This is a genomic window from Planomonospora sp. ID82291 (assembly GCF_015711645.1).
Taxonomy (GTDB): Bacteria; Actinomycetota; Actinomycetes; order Streptosporangiales; family Streptosporangiaceae; genus Planomonospora.
The window spans coordinates 1,867,590-1,890,451 of the sequence record NZ_JABTEX010000001.1; the positions used below are offsets into that span (position 1 = coordinate 1,867,590).

A 22,862-nucleotide genomic window follows, 5' to 3' on the forward strand; every position below is an offset into this window, starting at 1 on the left:
TCCCTGAAAGATCGAGGAAGCATGACCGCCACCAGTGCGCAGCCCGAATCCTCGGCCGCACCCCCCGGGCCCACCTCTCGCCGGAAGGTCCTGCAAGCACTGTCCGGGCTGATGATGGGCATGTTCGTGTCCATCCTGGCCTCGACCGTCGTGGCCAACGCCCTGCCGCGCATCATCACCGACCTGCAGGGCTCGCAGACCGTCTACACCTGGATCGTCACCTCGGAGCTGCTGGCCATGACGGCCACCGTGCCGCTCTGGGGCAAGCTGGCCGACCTCTACAGCAAGAAGCTGCTGATCCAGCTCTCCCTCGGCCTGTTCGTGGTGGGCTCGCTGATCGCGGGTCTCACCCCGAACGTGGAGATCCTCATCGTCAGCCGCGTCGTGCAGGGCCTCGGCGCGGGCGGCATGACCGCGCTGGCCATGATCGTGATGGCGGCCATGATCCCGCCGCGCGAGCTCGGCCGCTACGCCGGTATCTTCGGCGCCGTGTTCGGCGTCGGCACCGTCGCCGGGCCGCTCATCGGCGGCCTGCTCGTCGACACCTCGTGGCTCGGCTGGCGCTGGTGCTTCCTGATCGGCGTGCCGTTCACGGTCCTGGCCATCGTGCTGCTGCAGCGCACGCTCGACCTGCCGGTGGTGCGCAAGGAGGTCAAGGTCGACTACCTGGGCGCCTTCCTGATCACGCTGGGCGTCTGCACCCTGCTGGTGTGGTCGTCGCTGGCGGGCAACCAGTTCGAGTGGGCCTCCTGGTGGACCGCGGGCCTGGTCGGCGGCGGCCTGGCCGTCCTGGCGGTGGCGCTCTGGGTGGAGTCGCGCGCGGCCGAGCCGATCATCCCGCTCTCGCTGTTCCGGAACCGTACGGTCACCCTGGCCACCGTGGCCAGCGTGCTGGTCGGCGTGGCGATGTTCGGCGGCACGGTGTTCCTGTCGCAGTACTTCCAGATCGCGCTCGGCAAGTCCCCGACGGTCGCGGGTCTGATGAGCCTGCCGATGGTCTTCGGCCTGCTGGTCTCCTCCACCGTCGCCGGCCAGCTCATCACCAAGTGGGGCCGGTGGAAGGGCTTCCTGGTGGCCGGCGGCGTCGTCATGCTCGCCGGCATGGGCCTGCTGTCCACCATCGACGGGCAGACCGGCACGCTGCTGCTCTCGGTCTACATGGCGGTGCTCGGCGTCGGCGTCGGCATGCTCATGCAGAACCTGGTGCTGGCGGCGCAGAACGACGTGCCCGCGCACGACCTGGGCGTCACCACCTCGACGCTGACCTTCTTCCGCAGCATGGGCGGTGCGGTCGGTGTCAGCGTCCTGGGCGCGGTGCTCGCCAACCGGATCACCACGCTGATGACCGAGAAGCTCGGCCCGCTGGCCGCCGCCGCCGGTGGCGGCGGCTCGGGCGGGGAGGGCCAGGCCGTACCGGACGTCTCCCAGTTGCCCGCGCCCGTGGTCCGCATCGTCCAGGACGTGTACGCCACGGCCACCGCCGAGCTGTTCCTCATCGGCGTGCCGCTGACCGCGCTCGCGCTGGTGGCGGTGCTGTTCATCAAGGAGAAGCCGCTCAACACGCTGTCCGGCACGGAGCGGCTGGCCCAGGAGGAGGCGGTGCAGCTCCCGGCTCACTGACCCGGGTGCCGGGGGCGGAGGACCGCTCCGCCCCCGGCCTCCCGCCGATACGCCGCTTTCCTCTAATCTGCTGATTCGTGCGTAAATCTCTCTCGCTCCTGGCCGCGAGCCTGCTCACCGCCGTTCTCATCCCCGGTACGGCCGGCGCCCTCGCCCACCCCGTCCGGGACACCCCCGAACTGACCGGCAACAGCCTCTACGGGAGCGGGAAGCTCACGTCCTCCGCCTGCTCCGGCGGCGCTCTCAGCACCGAGAGCAGCGCGGACGCCAAGCGCACGCTCCACGCCCTCTGGCAGTGCATGAACACCTCGTGGTCACGGCACTTCGCACGGGCCGGACTGCGTTTCGAACCCGCCCGGCTCGTCGTCCTCACCAAGCCGGCCCGGTTCTGCGACTCGGACTGGGAGAAGGGCACCCACTCCTCCTACTGCGCCGAGACGAAGACCGCGGTGGTCCTGGTGGACAAGAAGTACTACCTGCGGACCCGCGAGATCTACCACGTGCAGTTCGTCGCCGGACTCCATTCCAGGCACCTGCAGGAGCTGACCGGCATCGCGGCGGCCTTCGACGCGTTGCCGTCCGGCGGCAAATCCGAGCTGTCCGAGCAGTACCGGCGCTATTCGCTGCAGCAGGACTGCCTGGCGGGGGCCTTCCTGGGCAGCGTGTGGAAGACCGTGGGCCGGGGCGGCGAAGGCTGGCCGGCCCTGCTGGACCTCATGAAGGCGAACGGCGACGAGGTGCGCGAGGGCCGATACAACGGCAAGGGCAAGAACATCGCCCACTGGCTCGACCGGGGCTTCAAGAGCGGCGACCCCGGCTCCTGCAACACCTGGAAGGCGTCCTCCGCGCGCGTCGCCTGACGCTCGGTCTCGCCCGGCTGGACCGGCACGCGGAAGGTCTCCGGCGGGGCCGCGTCGCACTCGGCGACCTCCTGGAAGACCCGGCGCCGGATCACCTCGCGCAGCGTGATCCGCTCCTCGAAGATCTCCAGATGCCAGGCCTCGCGCCGCTCACCCGAGGTCGTCTCATCGACGAAGCTCACTCTCACCATGCCTGCGCAGCGTAGAGAGCCCGTCCGGATCACCGAGGGCGACAGGGTCGTCAGCGAGGAGGAGATCACCGGGCACGCCTACCGCCCCGGATGGGACGTGACCGAGGGGGAGCTGACCGGGGCGGGTCTCGTCCAGGCCGACGCGCCCGAGGGGTTCCTCGCCTGGCGGCTCGCCTGAGGGTTTCTCCGCCCGGCGGGCCCACCAGAGCGTTTCCTCACCCGGCGGGCCCGCCCGAGGCCGAGCTCACCCCTGCTGCGGCCTGATCCGGGAGGACCGCAGTTCGAGCGCCTCACCGAAGACGGGGAAACGCATCCCGCTCCCCTCCGGGGAGAAACGCTCGGCGAACTCCACGCTCAGGGGGCGTCCGGAGACGCCCTCCAGCGAGACGGCACAACCCAGGAAGACATCGATGACCCCGTCCGGGTCATCGGTGACGGCGAAGACCCCGCCGTTCAGGTGAACTGAGCGCATGACCGACCTGGGTGCCACGATTTCCCCGCCGCGGGCATCCGGCGGCACCCGCACGGCCTGGTCATCCGCAGACGCCGCGGATCCCGCAGACCTTCACGGCCATCTTCTTCGCCGGTCCGGTGAGCGATCCGGTCGTGTAGCTCCCGCCGTCCGTGGTGTAGAGGATCAGAGCCTTGCCCCGGCGGGCGACCACGGCGAAGCGGTCGTAGAGCTCGGACCTCCCCTCCTTCTTGGAGTGCTTCACCCACACGGCGTCGTTCCCGACGCGCAACGGCTTGGCCGAGTAGCGGTAGCCGTCCCGGTCCTCGGTGCAACGCCGTACGTCGGCGCGGAGCCTGTCCAGCGCGGCCGCGGCGGCTCGGGCGCTCCGGTAGAGGACCAGCTGCTCACTCGACGAGGAGGGGGCCGACGTCTTCAGCGTGATCGTGCGCATCGCCGTACGGCCGTCGCGGTACCTCTTCGAGCCGCAGGGGTCCACCTCCAGCGGCCGGGCGGTCCGATCGTCGACCTTCCACCACAGCTCGTCGCGGTCGATCTCGTTCGGCGGGGCCGTCGCCTCGGCCTCGTTCAGCAGGAACCCCCTGGGGATACCCGTGGCGGCCGACGCGGGCCCGGTGCCGGCCCCGATCAGCAGCGCGAGCGTGATCGCACCGGCACGCACACTCCAACGGAGCACCGGCCTCACCCCTTCTTCGTCCTGCTCATACCGGGTCTCGCACGACGAGCGATCGAGAGCGTGAAACCGGCACGCGAATCGCACATTTTGCCATAAAAATAGCCATAAAGCCTCGATTTGTGATCGCCTATGGAAGCACCCCGCAGACGGCCCGTTCCGGCACACCGGCTGGCTGCTCACCCACGAATTCGCGCGGACGCTCCTGCCCGGGCGGGTCCGGCGGCCGAGAGGTGGTGTGGTGGGCGGCGAGCTCACCTGGCCGCAGACGGCCCGCGCCACGGGACGGCGGCCCACCGGGAATCGGACGGCCGGCGTCGGAGGCCGGGTGGGGCGGACGGGAGCGGACGGTCGCCGCCCGGGCTCGGGCCCGCTGCAGGGCGGCCGGGACACGGGCCCGAGCCAGCCGTACCGCGCGCGCCTCCCGCGACTCGACCGGGCGCAACACCGGTCCAACCGGGACGGGCGGCCGGAACGTCGCCTGCGACTCGATCTGGTGCCACACCGGCTCACCATGGACGGGTGGCCGGGGCACCGCCTGCGGTTCGACCGGGACGGACGGCAGGGGTGCCGCCTGCGGGGCGGGCTCGGCCGTACGGGGCACGGGCACGGCCGACACCTCCTCGACCGGCATCTCTTTGACCGGCGCTTCCTCGACCGGCGTCTCCTCGGCGGCCACCGGCGCGCACACGCTCGGCCGCACCCACGCGGTCGCGGGCATGCCCTGCTCGTCCAGCCGGGCGGCGCGGATCAGGTGCTGGCGGGCGCGTATCTGCGCGCCGGAGGGCGCCCGGTAGTCGTGCGCGTCGACGCGCAGGCACCCGTGGTCGTACGGCGGGTGCCCGCAGACCGCGCACCCCATCGGCAGCGGCGGCCGGAAAGTGGAGAAGCAGGGCCCGTAGACGGGCTCTCCCTCGGCGTCCGGAGGGTTAAGGTGTCGCATGGGTCAGGACCTCGATTCCTGATCAAGGGCCCGGTACGGCGTTGCGAGCGCCTGCCGGGCCCGTTTTATGCGGGGGTGGAGCTCAGGCCTCCGGCTCGGCGACCGCCGGTCCGGCAGCCCTTCCCTCCGCCTGGTCGAGCAGGGCGGCGACCGACTCGTGAGCGTGCAGCCGAGTCACCGTCCCGGATACCGGTAAGGAAAAGGACCAGCGGGTAGTTCACGGCCACGGCCAGGGACGCCTGAGCTGTCATGGCGAATCAACAGCTGTCATGGCAGCTTGCCTCTGTTGTGCGTGAGTGGTCAAGCTGTTCGGGCATTTTCGGGAACGAACCCTGGGGCGTGGGATGGCGTATCTGTACATTCAGGTCGCCGATGACCTGCGGCAGCGCATCCAGTCTGGAGAGTTCCCTCCGGGGGCCCAGATCCCGACCCGGGAGCAGATCAACAAGCAGTACAAGGTGTCGGCCGCTGTCGCGATCAAGGCGTTGAGCGTCCTTGTCGCCGAGGGCCTGGTGGAATCCCGCCCAGGGGCCGGAGCGTATGTGCTGCCGCCCCGCCAGCGGCTGCAGCTGTCACGTGCCTGGCATCGGGAGGTGCGCGGCGGCTCGCCGTTCGCCGGTGACATGGAGACCCAGGGCAAGACGCCGAGGTGGCGCGCTCACAGCCGGTCCGACGCGGCGACGGCCGAGGTGGCGCGGCGACTCGGCATCGCCGAGGGCGACCCGGTCATGCGGACCGTGTACGTCTACACCGCCGACGACGAGCCGGTGCAGCGCGCCGTCTCCTGGGAGCCGTACGGGCTGACCGGGGGGACGCCGATCGCCTTCCCCGAGGACGGCCCCCACGGCGGCCGCGAGGTGAGGGACCGGATGGCCGTGATCGGCATCACCGTGACGCACCGCCGGGAGGCGCTGTCCTCCCGGGGCGCGACGGTGGAGGAGGCCCGGGATCTCGGCATCGCGACCGGCGCGGTCGTGACCGTGCTGCGCCGGACGCACCTCGCCGACGACCGGCCGGTGGAGACGGCCGACATCGTCGCCGCCGGGGACCGCGCCGAGTTCGTCTACGTTCTGCCCATCGGCTGAGCCCCGGCCATCGCGCCCGCGCCGCCGGTGCGCCCACTGCCCACCGCCGGGCGGCGAGCGGCGTGGCGGCGCCCGTTCAGGACCCCTTCGTGCAGGTGAGCACGATGGTGCTACCGATCTTGACCTTGCTGCCCGGGCGGTGCGACTGCTTGGTCACTGTCCAGTTCTCCGGGAGGAGCACCATCGTGTCGAAGGAGTCCTGCGAGCCGAGCTTGATGTTCTTGAACTCGTTCCAGCCCTGGTCGACCAGCCACTGCTTCGCGACCGCCGCGTTCTGGCCCTTGAAGTCGGGCAGTTTGATGTATTCCGGCTTGTCCGGTCCGGCTTCCGGCAGGCCGGTGTCCTCCGGCGCCGCCTGCGCGGCCTTGGCGCCGACCGTCCGACTCGGAGCCGCCGTGTCCGTCGTGCCGCCCGCGCTGCCCACGGCCACACCGCCGAGGCAGCCGGCACCCAGAGCGAGGACGGCGATCAGCGCGACGGCCGCGCCGGAGAAACCGTGCCGCGCGGGCGGCGGCACGGAGGGCTGATAGGTCACGAGGAGTCCTCAGGGATCAGGCGGCCGGAGCCGCGTCCAGGCAGGCGATGTCGCCGACCGCGGCATGGAGGCGGCGACCGGATCGCATCACGGCCCGCCTCGCCCCTGCCGCATTGATAGAAGAAGAGTAAAGACTGTGAACACTGTATGCAAGTGTTTCTATCGTGACAGCTCTATCAACAGTCGATCTGCGGACGGACGGTCCGCGGCGCTCTTCCGCAGGGAGGCGGCGACGGCCTCCCTGAGCGGCACGGGGAGCATCCGGAGGTCGGGGTGGTGGTTGACGATCTGATCGGCGACGGCCCAGCTGGACCGGCCCCCGAAGGGCAGGCGTCCGGTGGCGGCGAAGTACATGGTGACGCCCCAGCTGAAGATGTCCGAGGCGGGACCCACCCGGCGGCCTTCGACCTGCTCGGGCGACATGAACGCGGGGGTGCCCGCCACCCCGCGCGAGACGGTGAGCCGGTCGATGGCCCGGGCGATGCCGAAGTCGATCACACGGGGGCCGTCCTGCGCCACCAGGACGTTGGCCGGCTTGAAGTCCCGGTGGACCACACCGGCCCCGTGGATCCCGTTGAGCGCCGCGGCCGTCGCGATGGAGAGCCGGATCATGCTGTCCGGGGGACGCGGCCCCTCCCGGCGGACGAGTTGTTCAAGCGAGGGGCCCGGCACGTATTCGCTGACGATGTAGGGCATGCCGTCATGGATGCCGAGATCGAGCACCCGGGCCGTGGCGAACCCCGGGACCCGCCGGGCGGAATCGGCCTCGGCCAGGAAGCCCTTCTCCTCTCCGAAGGCCACCGGGGTGTGCAGGAGCTTGAGCGCGACCTGCCGGCCGTCGGGCGATCGAGCGAGGTAAACCGCTCCTTGGCCTCCTTCGCCGAGCTTGACCAGGAGGGCGTACGCGCCGACCCAGCGCAGCACGGAAGAGCCTCCACCGACGGACGGACCCCTACCACCGGACGGGCCCCCACTGACAGACGGACCTCCACCGACGGACGGACCCCTGCCGACAGATGGGCCCGCACCGGCGGGCGAGGCCGTACCGCCGGACGAGGTGTGGCCGAGATGAGGAGGAGGAGGCGGGGGCGCGGTTGGTGCGGCATGCATCCGCGGCTGTCCGGGCGCCGTCTTGTTCCGCAGGATGAGGAGTTGGATCGTTCCGGCCACGCAGGTGCCGAACCAGATGAAGGACGTGATCGTCCAGCGCCCGTCCTCCTTGGGGACGTTCTCCAGCGCCGAGGAAGCCGCCAGGACGCCTGCTTCGACCGCGAGGTAACCGCCCGCGATGATCCACAGGGTACGGCTGCGCAGCCGGTGGGCCAGGTAGGCGATCACGAACGGGATCGGCGCTCCGCCGCAGCAGAAGAAGGGCGCCAGCACCCAGCCCAGGCTCAGGCTCGGGGCCGGGGCCTGCCTGGTCCGGCGAGCGATCCGGTCCGAGCCGAAGGTCATGATCCGCATGATAGGCAGCGATCAGTGGTAAATCGCGGCTTTAGTCGGATCGAGAGGCCGGACCCGTTCCCTTGAGCCGGGACCCGGGGAGCGAAGCCGGGCGGCGGCGCGGGCGCACGGCCTCACCGTGCCGGGACGCGGCCCGCCCATGAAGGATCCCATCGACTTTTGTGAACATGTGCCACAAGAAGAATCGACGGTGTATACATAACCAAGAACGACTGTTAGCGTGGCCGTCAACGGCGTGCGCCACTGATACTGAAGAAGCGCAGGCCCGTCAATGAGACGCCTGCGAGACCGGGCGGGATGTCCCGCCGACCGAGGGAGAAGGGCCACCACGTGGCGAAGCTGACGTTGCCGCAGCTCGAACGGCACCTGTTCGGGGCTGCCGACATCCTCCGCGGCAAGATGGACGCCTCGGAGTTCAAGGAGTACATCTTCGGGATGCTCTTCCTGAAGCGGGCCTCCGACCAGTTCGAGGTGGTCCGCGACGAGCTGATCAAGAAGTGGGTCGCCGGGGGCAGGTCGCAGCAGGACGCCGAGCGGATGGCCGCCGCGCCCAGCTTCTACCGGGGCGAGAGCTTCTACGTCCCGCAGGAGGCGAGCTGGCCGTACATCAAGGACCACTCGCGCCGGAAGAACGTCGGCGACCTGCTCAACAAGGCGCTGGAGGCGCTGCAGAACTCCAACACCGCCGCGCTCGAAGGCGTCCTGGAGCACATCGACTTCACCCGCAAGGTCGGCCAGTCCACCATCCCGGACAAGCGCCTGCAGCAGCTCATCGACCACTTCTCCCGGGTACGGCTGCGCAACGAGGACTTCGAGTTCCCCGACCTGCTCGGCGCCGCCTACGAGTACCTGATCGGCCAGTTCGCCGACTCGGCCGGCAAGAAGGGCGGCGAGTTCTACACGCCGCGCGGTGTGGTCCGGATGATGGTCCGCCTGGTCGCTCCCCGGCCCGGCATGGCCGTCTACGACCCGTGCGCGGGCTCGGGCGGAATGCTCATCCACGCCAAGGAGTACATCGACGAGCACGGCCTGGACTCCCGCGACCTGACCCTGGCCGGGCAGGAGTACAACGGCGGCACCTGGGCCGTCTCGAAGATGAACATGATCCTGCACGGGGTGCTCAACGCCGACCTGCAGAACGACGACACCCTGGCCGAGCCCAAGCACCTCCAGGACGGGGAGCTCGCCCGCTTCGACCGGGTGCTCACCAACCCCCCGTTCTCGCTGAACTACTCCTTCGCCGACCTGAAGCACACCGAGCGCTTCCGGTACGGCTACGCCCCGGAGACCGGGAAGAAAGCGGACCTCATGTTCGCCCAGCACGTGCTGGCGGTGCTCACCCCGGACGGCGTCGGCGCCACCGTCATGCCGCACGGCGTGCTCTTCCGCGGCGGCAAGGAGAAGGAGATCCGCAAGGGCGTCATCGAGGACGACCGCCTGGAGGCGGTGATCGGCTTGGCCCCCAACCTGTTCTACGGCACCGGCATCCCGGCCTGCATCCTCATCCTCCGCGGGACCGCCCCCCGGCCCGCCGACAAGCGGGGCAAGGTGCTGTTCATCAACGCCGACCGCGAGTTCACCGCCGGCCGCGCGCAGAACCACCTCGAACCGCAGCACGCCGAGAAGATCGTCGCCGCCTTCGAGGAGTACCGGAACATCCCCGGCTTCGCCCGGGTCGTCGACGTCGAGGAGCTGGCCGCGAACGATTTCAACCTCAACATCCGCCGCTACGTCGACAACACGCCCCCGCCGGAGCCCCAGGACGTCCGCGCCCACCTGCACGGCGGCGTGCCCAAGTCCGAGGTCGAGGCCAAGGCCGGGCTCTTCCACGCGTTCGGCGTCGACCCGGCGGCGCTCTTCGCGGAGCGGAGCGACGAACACGGTGCCGAGCGCGACGCCGACTACTACGACTTCCTGCCGGAGGGGTGGAAGGCGACCGCCGAGCGCCTCCCCGCGCTCGCCGCGCCCGCCGAGGCCCGGCTGCGTGAGGCGTTCTCCGACTGGTGGGGGCGGCACAGCAAGCGGCTGGTCGAGCTGCCCGACACGCACAAGGTGATGGAGGTCCGGGCCGAGCTCCTCGACTCCTTCGTCGCCGAGCTCCTCCCGCTCGGCCTGCTGGACCGCTTCGCCCTGGCCGGGGTGGTCGCCGCCTGGTGGGGCGAGGCGCAGTACGACATCAAGGCCCTCGGGCTCAACGGCTTCGAGGGCGTGGTGGAGGGCTGGCTGACCACCATCGAGTCGGCGTTCGAGCTGGACGAGGAGGAGCTCGAATACTGGGACAAGCAGAAGGTCGCCGCCGAGAAGCGCAAGGCCCGCGACCACCGCGTCGTCCCGGCGCTGATCCCCGACTACCTCGCCGAGCTGGAGGACGCTGAGGCTGCGTACGCCGAGCTGAACGCCCAGCTCAAGGCGGCCACGGCCAAGCCCGCCGAGGAGGACGAGGAGGCCGACGAGCCCGCCGAGGACCAGCTCTCCGAGGCCGAGCTGAAGGACCTGAAGTCCCGTACGGCCGCCGCCCGCAAGAAGGTCGGCACTCTGGAAGGCCACTTCCTGCCCCGCCTCCGGATGGCCGTCGCCGCCCTCGACGCCGACTCCCGCCGCGACCTCGTCCTCGACGTCCTCCGCTCGCAACTCACCTCCCGCCTGGACTCCCGTACGGCCGCCGCCCGCCGGCTCTTCGAGGGCGCCTTCCGCACCTGGGGCGAGAAGTACGCGGTGACCCTGCGCGACCTCGAAACCCAGCGCGAGGCCGCCGCCGCCCGCCTGGACGCCTACCTCAAGGAGCTCGGCTATGCGTGACCACTCCATGGGGGTGCCCAACAACGCCGGCTGGCCGGAGGAGTCACTGCAGAGCCTCTGCAAAGTGATCTCGCGCGGGACCGCGCCTTCTTACGTGGACGCAAGCCCGGTTCTCGCCATCGGCCAGCGGTGTGTCCAGCACTCAGGATTCGACGCCAGCGCGGCACGGCCCCACGACAAACGGTTCAAGCGTGTGCTGTCGGCCTCCCCCGGGGACGTGCTCCTCAACTCCACCGGCACGGGCACGATCGGACGTAGCTGTGTCTTCGACCAGCCGGGCGATTTCATGGTGGACAGCCACGTGACCGTCCTCCGTGGTGACCGCGCCAAGGTCGATCCGCGATGGGTCGAGGCTCTGCTTCGATCACAGTGGGGACAGAAACATCTGGAGTCCCACTGCTACACGGGATCGACCAATCAAATTGAGCTCTCCCGCAATGAGTTACTGCGAACAAATGTTCTCATGCCACCAATTGAAGAACAGGGGCAAATCGCAGATATACTCGACACCGTCGATACCTACGTCGACGCATCCAATAAACTGATCGCCAAACTCTCGCATCTAGGGATAGCTCTTCAGGACCACCTCTTCGAATCGCAGGAATGGCCTACGGTCCGCCTGGATGAGATCTGCAGAATCACTTCAGGGACAACCCCCTTGCGCGCCGAGGGCGAAAAGTATTTCACGTCCAAAGGGGTTCCATGGGTGAAGACGCTCGACTTGAACGAGAGTACCGTCATCGACACCAATGAGAAGGTTACACCCGAGGCCATCCGTGCTTTGAAGTTGAGAATCCTGCCACCCGGAACTGTCTTGGTCGCCATGTACGGAGGATGGGAGCAGATCGGTCGTACTGCACTGCTGGGCGTATCAGCTACCATCAACCAGGCGATATGCGCCTTGGAGGCAGATGACAGGCTGCTTCCGGAGTTTCTCCTTCGAGTGCTGCAGCAGCGGCGTGGACAATGGCGGAAGATGGCCGCGAGCACCCGCAAGGACCCGAACATCACCAAGAGCGACGTCCACGCTTTCCAGGTTCCAATGCCACCAATTCAAAATCAAGAATACATCGTGAAATCCTACGCATCTCATCTAGGTCGGGTCGCGAATGAAATCCGATCGAAGAATCGCCTTGAGATTTTCAAGCAAGGCCTCATGAACGACCTCCTGACCGGACGGGTCCGGGTTTCGGAGGCGGAAGCCGTACTGGAAGAGCTTTAGCCCTCGCCGGGGCGGCCGTGTGCCGCCCCGGCATCGGGGTGATCTGTGCAGAGATGACGTTGTTCGGGGGCTTGGCGAGGGGAGTCGGACGGTGAGCGACTACGAGTACGAGCTGGTCGAGCGGCCGTTGGTCGAGCAGTTGAAGGGCATGGGCTGGCGGCATCTCGCCGGGGCCGAGCACGGGGCGGTGATCCCGATGCTGGCGAAGATGTCGGGGCGGCGGTCCTTCGACGAGGTGGTCCTCGAAGACCTGCTCCGGGACGCGATCGAGAAGATCAACGGGGACTGGCTGGACGACCGGGGGGTCAGCCAGGCGTTCAACGCCCTGACCCGGGTGCCGCCGACGAACCTGCTGGAGGCCAACAAGCAGGTCACCGAGCTGCTGCTGAACGGCGTACCGATCGAGGACCCCGCGACCGGCAAGGCGCGGACCGTGCACTTCATCGACTGGCGGAACCCGGAGAACAACGACTTCCTGGTGATCAACCAGTTCCGGGTGGACATCCCCGGGACCGGCGGCCACAAGCAGATCGTCCCGGACGCCGTGCTCTTCGTGAACGGCATCCCGCTGGTCGTCGTCGAGTGCAAGAAGACCACCGAGAGCGACCTGGGCAAGGCGGTCGCCCAGCTCCGGCGGTACAGCACCAGGGGCACCGGGAACCCGAAGCTCTTCCAGCCGGTCCAGCTCACCGTGGTCACCAGCGGGGAGGACGCCCGGCTGGGGACGTTCACCGCCAAGCTGGAGCACTACGTGCCCTGGCGCGACCCCCACCCGCTCACCGCGGCGCGGCTCGCTGAGAAGCTGGGCAAGACCGAGGCGCAGCTGAGCAGGCAGGAGATCCTGGCGGCCGGCGTGCTGGAGCCGGCCAACCTGCTCAACATCGTCCACAACTTCGTCACCTTCATGACCACCGACGAGGGCATCACGGTCAAGGTCGCCCCGCGCTACCAGCAGTTCCGCGCGGTGGAGCGGACCGTCCACCGGCTGCTGCACGGTGAGCCCGGCCGCAGGGGCGGGATCATCTGGCACACCCAGGGCTCGGGCAAGAGCCTGACCATGACCTTCCTGGTCCGGCGGCTCCGCTCGATCACCGAGCTGGCGCACTACAAGGTCGTGGTCGTCACCGACCGGACCCAGCTCCAGACACAGCTCAGCGGGACCATGCGGCTCAGCGGCGAGAAGGTGGACACCGCCAGGAGCAGTGCCCGGGCCAGGACCCTGCTCGGCCGCAGCGGGCCGGGCCTGGTCTTCGTGATGATCCAGAAGAGCCAGAGCGGCGCGCCCAAGGACCGGTTCGACCTGGGCGAGGTCAACACCGACGAGTCCATCGTGGTGCTGATCGACGAGGTGCACCGCTCGCACACCTCCTCGCTCGGCGCCAACCTCCGCCAGGCGCTGCCGAACGCGGCCCGGATCGGCTTCACCGGCACGCCGATCATGACGAAGAAGGGGCAGCGCAAGACCAGCGTCGAGCTCTTCGGTCCCTTCATCGACACCTACCGCCTCCGGGACGCCGAGCAGGACGGCGTGATCGTGCCGATCCTCTACGAGGGCTTCAAGGTCAAGGGCGCGCTCCAGGACGGCCAGGACCTGGACGAGCTCTTCGAGGAGGAGTTCGAGGACCTGACCGACGAGGAGCGCAAGCAGCTCCAGCAGCGCTGGGCCACCAAGGGGACCGTCTCGACCGCGCAGAGGCTGGTCGACGTCAAGGCCAAGCACATGCTCCGGCACTACGTGGGCAAGGTGCTGCCCGAGGGGTTCAAGGCCCAGGTGGTCGCGCACGACCGGGAGACCACCGTGCGCTATCGGGAGGCATTCCTGGCGGCCCGCGACGAGCTGGTCCGCGACGTCGAGAAGCTGCCGCCGAACCTGCTCACCCGGAACCTGGAAGAGCTCAAGCCGCGGCAGGCGCAGCTCGTCCGGGCGCACGGGAAACTCGACCTCATCAAGCGGATGGACTTCGTCCCGGTGATCTCCAAGGGGGACACCGAGCACGAGGACCGCTACGCCGAGTGGACCGACGAGGCCAAGCAGAAGCAGCGGGTCGAGGGCTTCGTCCGCCCGTTCGGCGAGAACGACATCGCCTTCGTCATCGTCAAGTCGATGCTGCTCACCGGGTTCGACGCGCCCATCGAGCAGGTGATGTACCTCGACCGCAGGCTGGAGATGCACGACCTGCTCCAGGCCGTCGCCCGGGTGAACCGGACCGCGGACGGCAAGCCGTACGGGTATGTGGTCGACTACCGCGGGGTGGCGCAGAACCTGGTGGACGCGCTCCGGGTCTACGCCGACGAGGAGTTCGAGTCCGGCGAGGGCGCCGACGTGGCCGGCGCGCTCCGTGACCTCGCGGCGGAGGTCGCCAAGCTGGAGCCGCGGCGGCAGCGCCTCCGGCAGATGTTCCGGGACCGCACGGACGTCGAGGGTTGCGTGCAGGAGCTGGCCGACCCGGCGCTGCGGGACCGGTTCGCCGTGGAGTTCGCCCGGTTCGCCCGGACGGTCAACACCGTGCTGCCCGACCCGGCGGCCACGCCGTACCTGGCCGACGTCAAGCTGTTCTCGGTGATCAAGCTGACCGCGGACCGGCGCTACCGGGTGGACGGCGGGGAGTTCGACCCGGGCGCCTACGGCCAGAAGATCAAGCTGCTCATCGACGAGCACGTGACCTCGCTCGGCATCGAGCAGCAGCTCCCGCCGATCGAGCTGACCGCGGCCAACTTCGCCACCAGGGTCGAGGCGATGACGGGCGGTTCGCGGGCCCGGGCCTCGGAGATGGAGAACGCCCTCCGGCACCACATCACCGTGCACGCCGGCCAGGACCCGGCCCGCTACCAGCTGCTCAGCGAGCGCCTGGAGCGGATCCTGACCGAGCTCAAGGACGACTGGGACGCCCAGCTGGAGGCCTTCAGGGAGCTGATGGCCGATGTCGTGGAGGACCGTCGGGACAACCCGCACGGCTTCAGCCCGGTCGAGTTCGCCGTCTTCGGCCTCCTGGTCCAGGAGCTGGCCACCTCCGCCGAGGACGTCGAGGAGGCGCGGTTCGTCGACGCGGCCCGGAAGATCGTGGAGCTCGCGAGCAAGACGATCCACCGGCACCGCTTCTGGAACAAGGGCCCGGACGTGAAGGATTTCCGCAACGAGATCTTCGACATCCTGGTCCAGCACGTCATGCGCGACCTCGACGACCTGCCCCGGCTGGAGCAGGTCGCCGACAAGGCCCGGGACGCCGTCAGCGAGAACCGCTCAGCCGTACCCCGGGGGTGAGCTGGCATGCTGGTGACCGTGAGTGATTTCCCCGGGATCGTCAGGGTCGGTGACCTCGAGGTCGCCGTCTCGGTGAGCGACCGCCGCAGGAGCGTCCGCCTCACCGTGGAGCGGGACGCCTCGATCACCGCGGTCGTGCCGCCCCGGGTCTCGGCGACCGAGCTGACCACCCTGGTGGAGGCCAAACGGTCCTGGCTGTACGGCAAGCTCGCCGAGAAGCGGGAGCTGGGCGAGGCGCCTCCGGAGAAGGCTTTCGTCTCCGGCGAGGGCTTCCGCTACCTGGGCCGCTCCCACCGGCTCCGCCTGGTCCAGGGGGGTGAGGTCCGGCTGATCCGCGGCCGGATCGAGCTCCCGGAGGGCGGCGGGGTCAAGGAGCTGGTCGGCTGGTACCGCCGGGTCGGCCATCCGTGGCTGACCCGGCGCATGGGACCGTGGGCGGCGCGGATGGGCGTCGAACCGGCCGGGCTGCGGGTGCGGCCCCTGGGCTACCGCTGGGGCTCGTGCTCGCAGGACGGCCACGTCAACATCCACTGGGCGACCATGCAGCTGCCGCCCAGCCTGATCGACTACGTGCTGGTGCACGAGCTCGCGCATCTCCACCGGGCCGACCACGGCGCGGAGTTCTGGCGGATCGTCGAGCGGGCGCTCCCCGGGCACGAGGGGCATCGGGAGCGGCTCCGCCGTACCGGGAATGATCTCTGGCTGCCGGAGGAAGGGCTGTAGATGCGAGACGACGTCCTGGTCAACGCCGCGGACATCGCGCGGCTGGCCGACGTCGGCCGGGCCGCGGTGAGCAACTGGCGCAAGCGGTTCGACGACTTCCCCCCGCCGGTGGGCGGCACCGCCTCCAGCCCGGCCTTCTCCCTGGCCGAGGTGGAGCGGTGGCTGCGCAGGCACGACCGGTACGTCGAGGTCGCGCCGCTGGAGCGGCTCTGGCAGCGGTTGCGCGGCAGCACCGACGACCTGCGGCTGGGCGAGGCGGTGGCGGACGCCGGCGCGGTCCTGCTGGGGGAGGACTCCGGCCTCGACGAGGCCCTGGTGCGGGAGATCCGGCAGGTCGGCCGGGCGGAGGGGGCGGTCGCCGCCTTCGACGGGATCTGCCGACGCTACCTCGACCTGCACTCCCGCCGGCTCCTGGCCACCCCGCCCGACGTGGCCGGGCTGATGGTCGGGATCGCCGCGACCGCGGGCGGCACGGTCCTCGACCCGTCGTGCGGGATCGGCACCCTGCTGCTGGCCTCCGGCGGAAGCCGCGTGCTCGGCCAGGAGCTCAACGAGACCACCGCCCGGCTCGCGGGCGTCCGGCTCCGCCTCCACGGCCGCCGCGCGCGGATCGAGGCGGGCGACTCGCTCCGCGCCGACGCCTTCGCGGGCACGCGGGTCGACGCGGTGGTGTGCAACCCGCCCTTCAACGAACGCGGCTGGGGCTACGACGAGCTGACCAGTGACCCGCGCTGGGAGTACGGCCTGCCGCCGCGCGGTGAGTCCGAGCTCGCCTGGGTGCAGCACTGCCTGGCCCACGTCCGGCCCGGCGGACTCGTCGTGATCATGATGCCGGGCACGGCGGCCGGCCGGCGTCCGGGCCGCCGGGTGCGGGGGAACCTGCTGCGGGCGGGCGTGCTCCGGGCGATCATCAGCCTGTCCGCCGGAGCCACCCCCGCCTCCAGCGGCGCGCCGGACCTGTGGGTGCTCCGCAGACCGGAACCGGGCGACGAGCCGCCGTCCCAGGTGCTGATGGTCGGCGCGGGCGAGGACACGGCGCTGGCCGAGAGGGCGTGGCGGGCCTTCGACGGAGGCGGTGAGCCGCCCGCCGGCAGCCGGGTGGTGCGCATCATCGACCTGCTCGACGACGAGGTCGATCTGACCACGGGTCACCGCCTGGCGGCGCGGGAACCCTCGTCCGGGTTCGCCGTGATGAGCGATCGCCTGGCGGCGCTGACGAGAGCGCTGACGCCGCCCCGGCTGGACGCGCGCCCGCGGCGGGACGCGGCGACGACCACCGTCGGCGAACTGGTCCGCGCCGGGGTCGTCGCCGTCCTGCAAGGACCGATCAAGCTGCCGGACGGGGACGACCTTCCCGTGCTGACCGCCAAGGATCTACTGCTCGACCGGGCGCCCAGCGGCCGGACCGCCGACTCCCCCGGGTCGGTGCGCGTCGAGGCGGGTGACGTGGTCGCCCCGCTGCTCACCGGCGGCGGCTCGGTGCCAAGGGTGATGAGCCGGGCGGGAGCCGTACTCGGGCCCCAGCTGCTGCTCTTCCGGGTCGACCCCGAACGGCTCGACCCCCATTTCCTGGTCGGCTGCCTGCGCGCCGGAGGCGCCGCGGGCGCCCGGACCGGCTCCGCCACCCGGCTGGAGCCCCGGCGGACACCGCTGCCCAGGCTGCCGATCGAGGAGCAGCGCAGGTACGGCGAGGCGTTCCGGCGGCTGCTCGCCTTCGAGGACGCCGCCAGGGAGCTGCGGGAGATCAGCGATAATCTTGTCGCCGCCGGGATCGACGGACTTCTCGACGGGAGCCTGACCCCCGAGTGATCCCCTGGAGGCATCGTTGTCCCTCTTCCTCGGTCGCTACCGATTCGACCCGATCCCGCTGGGCCGCGGCGGCATGGGGGAGGTCTGGAGCGCCGTGGACACGACGCTCCAACGCCGGGTGGCGATCAAGTTCGTCCGGCTCCCGGACGCCGAGCTGGACAAGCGGTTCTCCCGGGAGGCCAGGGCCCTGTCCAGGCTGTCGCACCCCGGTGTGCCGGCCCTCTACGATTTCGGGTCCGAGAACGACCGCCACTACATGATCATGCAGTTCGTCCCCGGGACCGGGCTGCACGACGTCATCGCCGAGCACGCCCCGCTCTCCATCGGCTGGGTGGCCTCGATCGGGGCCCAGATCGCGTCGGTGCTGGAGGCCGCCCACGAGCAGAAGATCCTGCACCGGGACCTGAAGCCGTCCAACCTCGTGCTGGGCCGGGACGGCTCGGTCAGCGTCCTCGACTTCGGCCTGGCCTTCATGCGCGAGGCGGAGCGGACCCGGCTCACCCGGACGGGGCAGCAGCTCGGCACCGCCGCCTACATGTCGCCCGAGCAGGTCGAGTGCGATCCGCCCACCGAGCGCAGCGACGTCTACGCCCTGGGCTGCGTGCTCTACGAGCTGGCCACCGGTCACCCGCTGTTCGCCGGGCCGAGCGAGTTCAGCGTCATGAGCCAGCACGTGCGGACACCGGCGACCCCCGCCGGGCGGCATCGGGCCGACATCCCCAGGAACCTGGACGAGCTGCTGATGGCGATGGTGGAGAAGTCCCCCGAGGACCGGCCCGCCGGCGTGCGCGATGTGCACGAGCGGCTCATGCCGTACCTGTCGGGGACGAGCCCGCTGGGGGACATGACGGACGCCGTCGAGAGCCCGTTGACGCTCTACGCCCGCGCGCTGAGCCGGACGGTCGTCTCCGGCCCCGCCGGGCCGTCTTCCGCGCCGCCGTCCGGGACGCTTTCCGGGTCGCCGTCCGGGTCGCCGTCCGGGACGGCCGCGGTCCGGCCCGACTTCAGCCGGGGCGACGTCCGGCGCGCCCGGCGGGAGGCGCAGTCACTGGTCCGGGAGTCCCGGTACGGCGAGGCCGCGGCCCTGCTGGAGGAGGCCGCCGCGTACGCGCCGGGGGAACCGGGGTTGCGGGAGCAGCTTGCGGAGATCTGGATGACGGCGGGCGACCACCGCCGGGCCGCCCAGGAGTTCCGGGCCCTGGCGGCGGTGACGCCCCCGGAGCAGGCGTTCCAGTACCGGCTCCAGGAGGCGGTCTGCCACGTGCACCTCGGAGACAGCGGGCTCGCGCTGCGGCTCATGACCTCACTGCTCGCCGACACCGCGGCGGACGACGACCCCCGGGCGTTGGAGCTCCGCCGTCAGATCGGCGAACTGGAGCTGAGCGCGGGCCTCCGGGAGCGGGCCGAACGGACCCTCACGGCGCTCCTCTCCGACCTGGGCCGGATCTACGGCGCCGACCACGCCGCGACGGAGCGGGTCCGTCGCCTGCTCGCCTCCTTGTGATCCCGCCCGGCGGCGGGGGACATATGCACATCACAGCCGCCGCTCCACACCCTTCTGGATAGTGTTGGATCATGCCGTCTACGTGCGGCGAATGGCTCAGCTCAGGGAAGGGTCGGCGCGATCGGCGTGAGCAAGGAAGAGCAGCTCGACTTAATACCGGTGGAATACGATTTCAGGGGTTTCAGCACGGGCGTCGAGGCCGAGGAGGAATCCCCGGACGACCTGATCCACGACCCGTTCGATCCCGCCGAGATCGATGTCCAGACGCGGACGATGACAGTCGGCCTGCTGTTGGCGCGGCTCCGGCGAGGCGTCCTCGATCTCGCGCCCGATTTCCAGCGTTTCGCCGGTATATGGAGCGAGACCGCGCAGAGCAAGCTCATCGAATCACTGCTGCTCCGCATTCCGCTGCCCACCCTTTACGCGGCCGAGAGCGGCGAGGACGGCTGGGTGATCGTCGATGGGATCCAGCGGCTCACCACCATCGCCCGCTTCGTCGCCCCGGAGGTGATCGACGCCGAGCCGTTGACGCTCCGCGGCCTGGAGTACCTGCAGCGGTACAACGGCCACACGTACGCCCAACTCCCCGGCGGGCTTCAGACCAGGATCGACGAGACCGAACTGATCATCCATCTCATCCGGGCGGGGACGCCCGAACCGGTGAAGTTCAACATCTTCGCCCGCATCAACACGGGCGGCAGGGCCCTCACGCTTCAGGAGCTCAGGCACGCCCTGATCCCGGGGCAGGCGCGCAAGCTGCTGGCGGAGCTCGCCGACAGCGAGCCGTTCCTCCAGGCGACGCTCCGCAGCGTCAAGAAGGACCGGATGGCGGACCGCGAGATGGTCCTGCGATTCCTGGCCTTCCGCCTCACCGAGCCCGCCGATTACCCCCGGGGAGACCTCGACGTCTTCCTCCGCCAGGCGATGAAGCGGATCAACACGCTCAGCGGCGCGTCGGTCGTCCGGCTCATCCGGGATTTCGAGCGGGCGATGCACGCCGCCCGGGACATCTTCCAGGAACACGCCTTCCGTAAGCGGTTCCCCGGCCAGGAAAGACGCCTCCCGATCAACAAGGCGCTCTTCGAGGCCGTCTCGGTGAACCTCGCGAAGATGACACCCGATGAGATCGCCACGTTGGCAGGCAACCGGGAGAAGGTGCAAGCCGGCCTCATGGCGCTCATGGAGGACGGCGAGTTCCAGCAGGCCATCTCGGTCGCCACCGGTGACGCGGAGAAGGTACGGCGGCGCTTCGGCGCCGTGGAGAAGCTGCTGAGGGAGATGGCCAGGTGATCGACAGGCTCGTCATCAGCAATTTCAAGGCCTTCGACTCCGTCGGCATCCCACTGGCCCCGTACACCCTCCTGTCCGGCCTGAACTCGTCAGGAAAGAGCACGGTGCTGCAGGCATTGGCCCTCCTCCGCCAGGCGAACGCCTCCGGACTGCTCGCGGACTACAGCGAGTACGTCGAGGACGGCGCCGTGGGCGGATTCCCGCTCAACGGCGAACTCGTCGAGCTCGGCACCGGTCAGGACATCCTGCACGAGGACTACATAGCCGAACAGGGGAAGGCCCCCGAGATCGGATTCGAGCTGACGGCGGGCTCTGCGGCGCCGTTGAGATTCCGTGCCCGATACGGCCGGGAGGACGACCTCCTCCCGCTGACCGTGTGCGAGCCCTCGGTCTACCTCCACCCGGACCATCGCGAGGGCGAAGCCGCCTACACCCTGTTCAATCACGGGTTCCAGTACCTGCGGGCGGACCGGATCAACCCGGCGGTGACCTATCCGCGATCTCACGAGATGGCGGTCAGGCGCGGGTTTCTCGGCACCCGCGGTGAGTTCACGATCGACTTCCTCCGGCACAACCAAGACGAGATCGTGCCCGCCAAGGCCCTCCACCATCCGGAGGCGTCCTCCCGGTTGCTCGACCAGGTCGAGGCGTGGATGGGTGAGATCTGCCCGGGAGTGAAGATCGAGACATCCGCGATCGAGCAGACCGATCTCGTCCGACTCGGGTTCCAGTTCACCCGGGCCGGACAACTGACCACCAATCCCCGGCGACCGACCAACGTCGGGTTCGGGCTCACCTACGTGCTGCCCGTGGTCGTCGCCTGTCTGACGGCCCGGCCAGGGGCCATGATCCTGCTGGAGAACCCCGAGGCGCACGTCCATCCCCAGGGCCAGAGCGCCATGGCACGACTCACCTGTGCCGCCGCCTCCGCCGGCGCGCAGCTCATCGTCGAGACGCACAGCGACCACATCCTCAACGGCGTCCGGCTGGCGGTGAAGCGCGAGCAGCTCTCAGCGGGGGACGTCCTCCTGCACTACTTCCAGCGGAACGCCGAAGGGGTCGTCGACGTCGTCAGCCCTTCCATCGGGCCCGACGGCATGCTCTCGCAGTGGCCGTCGGGCTTCTTCGACGAATGGGACCGATCACTTGATCAGCTTCTCGACTGAGGGTCTTCCGTATCCCCCGTAGCGAAGGAGATCTCGTGCACGTTCTGCTGTTCTTCAACGAGTTGTCCTGCGCGTCTCCGCAACCGAGAGAACGGGTGGACGAGGCGATGAGGAGGTTCGTCCGCGTACTGCGCGGGATAGCCGCCCAGCGCCCGGACACCGCCCTCGTCTCCGATGTGGTTTTGAAAGAACTGGAACTCGCGCCGGGCTACTATCTCGCCGAGTGGGCCGGACAGCCCGCCAACGTCGACCTGTGGCGCTGGATCCGCCGTATGCAGAATCGCGCGCCGTTCAGTGATGTCCTTCCCCTCGGCGTCGCAGCGGGCGTCGACTACTTCTGGAACGGCCGCGCCGCCGAGGCGCTGAGGGCCGCGCATCTCCTGGACGGCATCTCGGTGAGCCTCCTCGTCGACCCGGCCTGGGACGCGCCCTGGATCCAGGCCGAACGCAGGGTTCTGACCGAGGACCCGGGAGGCGAACCGTTCCTCCTCGAAGAACCGGTCGAAGTCCGGCATGCGGCGACGCCCGACCACGCCGAGGCCCACATGGAGTGGATCAAGCAGGTCGGCATACCTCATCTGAGGGTCGGCTCCGAGGTCTGGGAGGCACGCGGCAGCCTCTACCCGAACCTGCTGTTCCTGCCTCATACCGAGCAGCACTTCGCGGAGCTCCGCATGGACTGGGTGGTCCCGGCGGCTCGGGAGCTCCAGAGGATAGACCACGCGATCAGGAACTGGGATCCCCGGCAGACCCGGGAGCCGATGTGGAGATCCCGCGTGACGCCCGAGGGCGAGACACGCAAACGGCTCTGCAGGTTCAAGGACTTCGACGGCACCGTGCGCGTGTTCGACCTCCATGGCCGGTTCACCCCGGGTGAGGGCCGTGTCTATTTCCGGCTCGTCCCGGGGGAGGGGAAAGCGATCATCGCGCACGTCGGACTGAAACTGGGCATCTGACCTCGATGGGCCGCACAACCCGGAAACGGTCGGCGACGCCTCACCGCCGCGCGGCCGGGGGTCGGGTCGCGCTCTCGGGGACGGCCCGCAGTTCGTCCTCCAGTTCCTCGACGATCCGCTGGGTGAGCGTCCGCAGCCGTGCCCGGCGCCCGGCCAGCTCCTCGGTGAAGTCCCGCGCCGTCGGACCGGTCCAGACCGCCTTGCCGGTGAACGCCGCGTGCGCGGGGTCCAGGGCCGCTTCCAGTCGCGCCGCGTGCATGCGCACCTTCGTCAGCGCCCGCAGCAATT

General features: G+C 69.7%; 19 protein-coding genes. 13 read left to right on the forward strand and 6 right to left on the reverse strand.

Annotated features, from left to right (window positions below; all coding sequences use genetic code 11):
- Positions 1-21 precede the first annotated feature (21 nt).
- The 3 genes from HS045_RS08315 to HS045_RS08325 all read left to right on the forward strand — a co-directional run bounded on the left by HS045_RS08315 (position 22) and on the right by HS045_RS08325 (position 2,849).
- The gene (locus HS045_RS08315; RefSeq protein ID WP_196450532.1) at positions 22-1,620 is read left to right on the forward strand and encodes an MDR family MFS transporter; all 1,599 of its coding nucleotides are present in this window, start codon (positions 22-24) and stop codon (positions 1,618-1,620) included.
- A gap of 77 nt (positions 1,621-1,697) precedes the next feature.
- Positions 1,698-2,480 carry a hypothetical protein gene (locus HS045_RS08320; RefSeq protein ID WP_196450533.1) on the forward strand — a complete coding sequence of 261 codons (783 nt, stop codon included), beginning with the start codon at positions 1,698-1,700 and terminating at the stop codon, positions 2,478-2,480.
- A 189-nt stretch (positions 2,481-2,669) separates the two neighbouring features.
- The gene (locus HS045_RS08325) at positions 2,670-2,849 is read left to right on the forward strand and encodes a hypothetical protein (protein WP_196450534.1); all 180 of its coding nucleotides are present in this window, start codon (positions 2,670-2,672) and stop codon (positions 2,847-2,849) included.
- Between the two features lie 66 nt (positions 2,850-2,915).
- Here the strand turns inward: HS045_RS08325 and HS045_RS08330 are convergent, their stop codons facing one another.
- The 3 genes from HS045_RS08330 to HS045_RS08340 form a co-directional block, all read right to left on the reverse strand.
- Complete coding sequence (locus HS045_RS08330; protein ID WP_196450535.1) at positions 2,916-3,143, reverse strand: hypothetical protein; 228 nt, start codon at positions 3,141-3,143, stop codon at positions 2,916-2,918.
- 61 nt (positions 3,144-3,204) lie between these two features.
- Positions 3,205-3,819, reverse strand: coding sequence for a sensor domain-containing protein (locus HS045_RS08335; RefSeq protein WP_196450536.1), 615 nt, complete (start codon positions 3,817-3,819; stop codon positions 3,205-3,207).
- A gap of 127 nt (positions 3,820-3,946) precedes the next feature.
- Complete coding sequence (locus HS045_RS08340; RefSeq protein ID WP_196450537.1) at positions 3,947-4,759, reverse strand: hypothetical protein; 813 nt, start codon at positions 4,757-4,759, stop codon at positions 3,947-3,949.
- Positions 4,760-5,103: 344 nt separating this feature from the next.
- Between HS045_RS08340 and HS045_RS08345 the strand changes: the two genes are divergently transcribed.
- Entirely contained in the window at positions 5,104-5,844 is a 741-nt protein-coding gene (locus HS045_RS08345) for a GntR family transcriptional regulator (protein WP_196450538.1), read from the forward strand.
- A 76-nt stretch (positions 5,845-5,920) separates the two neighbouring features.
- Here HS045_RS08345 and HS045_RS36070 read toward each other — a convergent pair whose 3' ends face one another.
- Together HS045_RS36070 and HS045_RS08355 are read right to left on the reverse strand one after the other, a co-directional pair.
- The gene (locus HS045_RS36070; RefSeq protein ID WP_196450539.1) at positions 5,921-6,379 is read right to left on the reverse strand and encodes a PASTA domain-containing protein; all 459 of its coding nucleotides are present in this window, start codon (positions 6,377-6,379) and stop codon (positions 5,921-5,923) included.
- A 159-nt stretch (positions 6,380-6,538) separates the two neighbouring features.
- The gene (locus HS045_RS08355) at positions 6,539-7,834 is read right to left on the reverse strand and encodes a serine/threonine-protein kinase (RefSeq protein ID WP_196450540.1); all 1,296 of its coding nucleotides are present in this window, start codon (positions 7,832-7,834) and stop codon (positions 6,539-6,541) included.
- A 339-nt stretch (positions 7,835-8,173) separates the two neighbouring features.
- Between HS045_RS08355 and HS045_RS08360 the strand changes: the two genes are divergently transcribed.
- The 9 genes from HS045_RS08360 (at position 8,174) to HS045_RS08400 (ending at position 22,574) form a co-directional block, all read left to right on the forward strand.
- Positions 8,174-10,642 carry a class I SAM-dependent DNA methyltransferase gene (locus HS045_RS08360; RefSeq protein ID WP_307827423.1) on the forward strand — a complete coding sequence of 823 codons (2,469 nt, stop codon included), beginning with the start codon at positions 8,174-8,176 and terminating at the stop codon, positions 10,640-10,642.
- Positions 10,635-11,864, forward strand: coding sequence for a restriction endonuclease subunit S (locus tag HS045_RS08365; RefSeq protein WP_196450542.1), 1,230 nt, complete (start codon positions 10,635-10,637; stop codon positions 11,862-11,864). Before HS045_RS08360 ends, HS045_RS08365 begins: the two co-directional genes overlap by 8 nt.
- A gap of 91 nt (positions 11,865-11,955) precedes the next feature.
- Positions 11,956-15,126 (forward strand): type I restriction endonuclease subunit R, encoded by a 3,171-nt coding sequence (locus HS045_RS08370; RefSeq protein WP_196450543.1) that lies wholly within the window; start codon positions 11,956-11,958, stop codon positions 15,124-15,126.
- 18 nt (positions 15,127-15,144) lie between these two features.
- Positions 15,145-15,849 (forward strand): M48 family metallopeptidase, encoded by a 705-nt coding sequence (locus HS045_RS08375; RefSeq protein ID WP_196450544.1) that lies wholly within the window; start codon positions 15,145-15,147, stop codon positions 15,847-15,849.
- Complete coding sequence (locus HS045_RS08380) at positions 15,850-17,658, forward strand: N-6 DNA methylase (protein ID WP_196450545.1); 1,809 nt, start codon at positions 15,850-15,852, stop codon at positions 17,656-17,658.
- A gap of 16 nt (positions 17,659-17,674) precedes the next feature.
- Positions 17,675-19,162 (forward strand): serine/threonine-protein kinase, encoded by a 1,488-nt coding sequence (locus HS045_RS08385; RefSeq protein WP_196450546.1) that lies wholly within the window; start codon positions 17,675-17,677, stop codon positions 19,160-19,162.
- 126 nt (positions 19,163-19,288) lie between these two features.
- Positions 19,289-20,452: a DUF262 domain-containing protein gene (locus HS045_RS08390; RefSeq protein WP_196450547.1), complete on the forward strand. Its 1,164-nt coding sequence runs from the start codon at positions 19,289-19,291 to the stop codon at positions 20,450-20,452.
- A complete protein-coding gene (locus HS045_RS36075) occupies positions 20,449-21,618 on the forward strand; it encodes a DUF3696 domain-containing protein (protein ID WP_196450548.1) in 1,170 nt (389 codons plus the stop codon). Before HS045_RS08390 ends, HS045_RS36075 begins: the two co-directional genes overlap by 4 nt.
- A gap of 35 nt (positions 21,619-21,653) precedes the next feature.
- Positions 21,654-22,574 (forward strand): hypothetical protein, encoded by a 921-nt coding sequence (locus HS045_RS08400; RefSeq protein WP_196450549.1) that lies wholly within the window; start codon positions 21,654-21,656, stop codon positions 22,572-22,574.
- Between the two features lie 40 nt (positions 22,575-22,614).
- On the opposite strand, the gene HS045_RS08405 is transcribed toward HS045_RS08400, so the two are convergent.
- Positions 22,615-22,833, reverse strand: a complete 219-nt coding sequence (locus HS045_RS08405) for a hypothetical protein (RefSeq protein WP_196450550.1) — start codon at positions 22,831-22,833, stop codon at positions 22,615-22,617.
- Positions 22,834-22,862 lie beyond the last annotated feature (29 nt).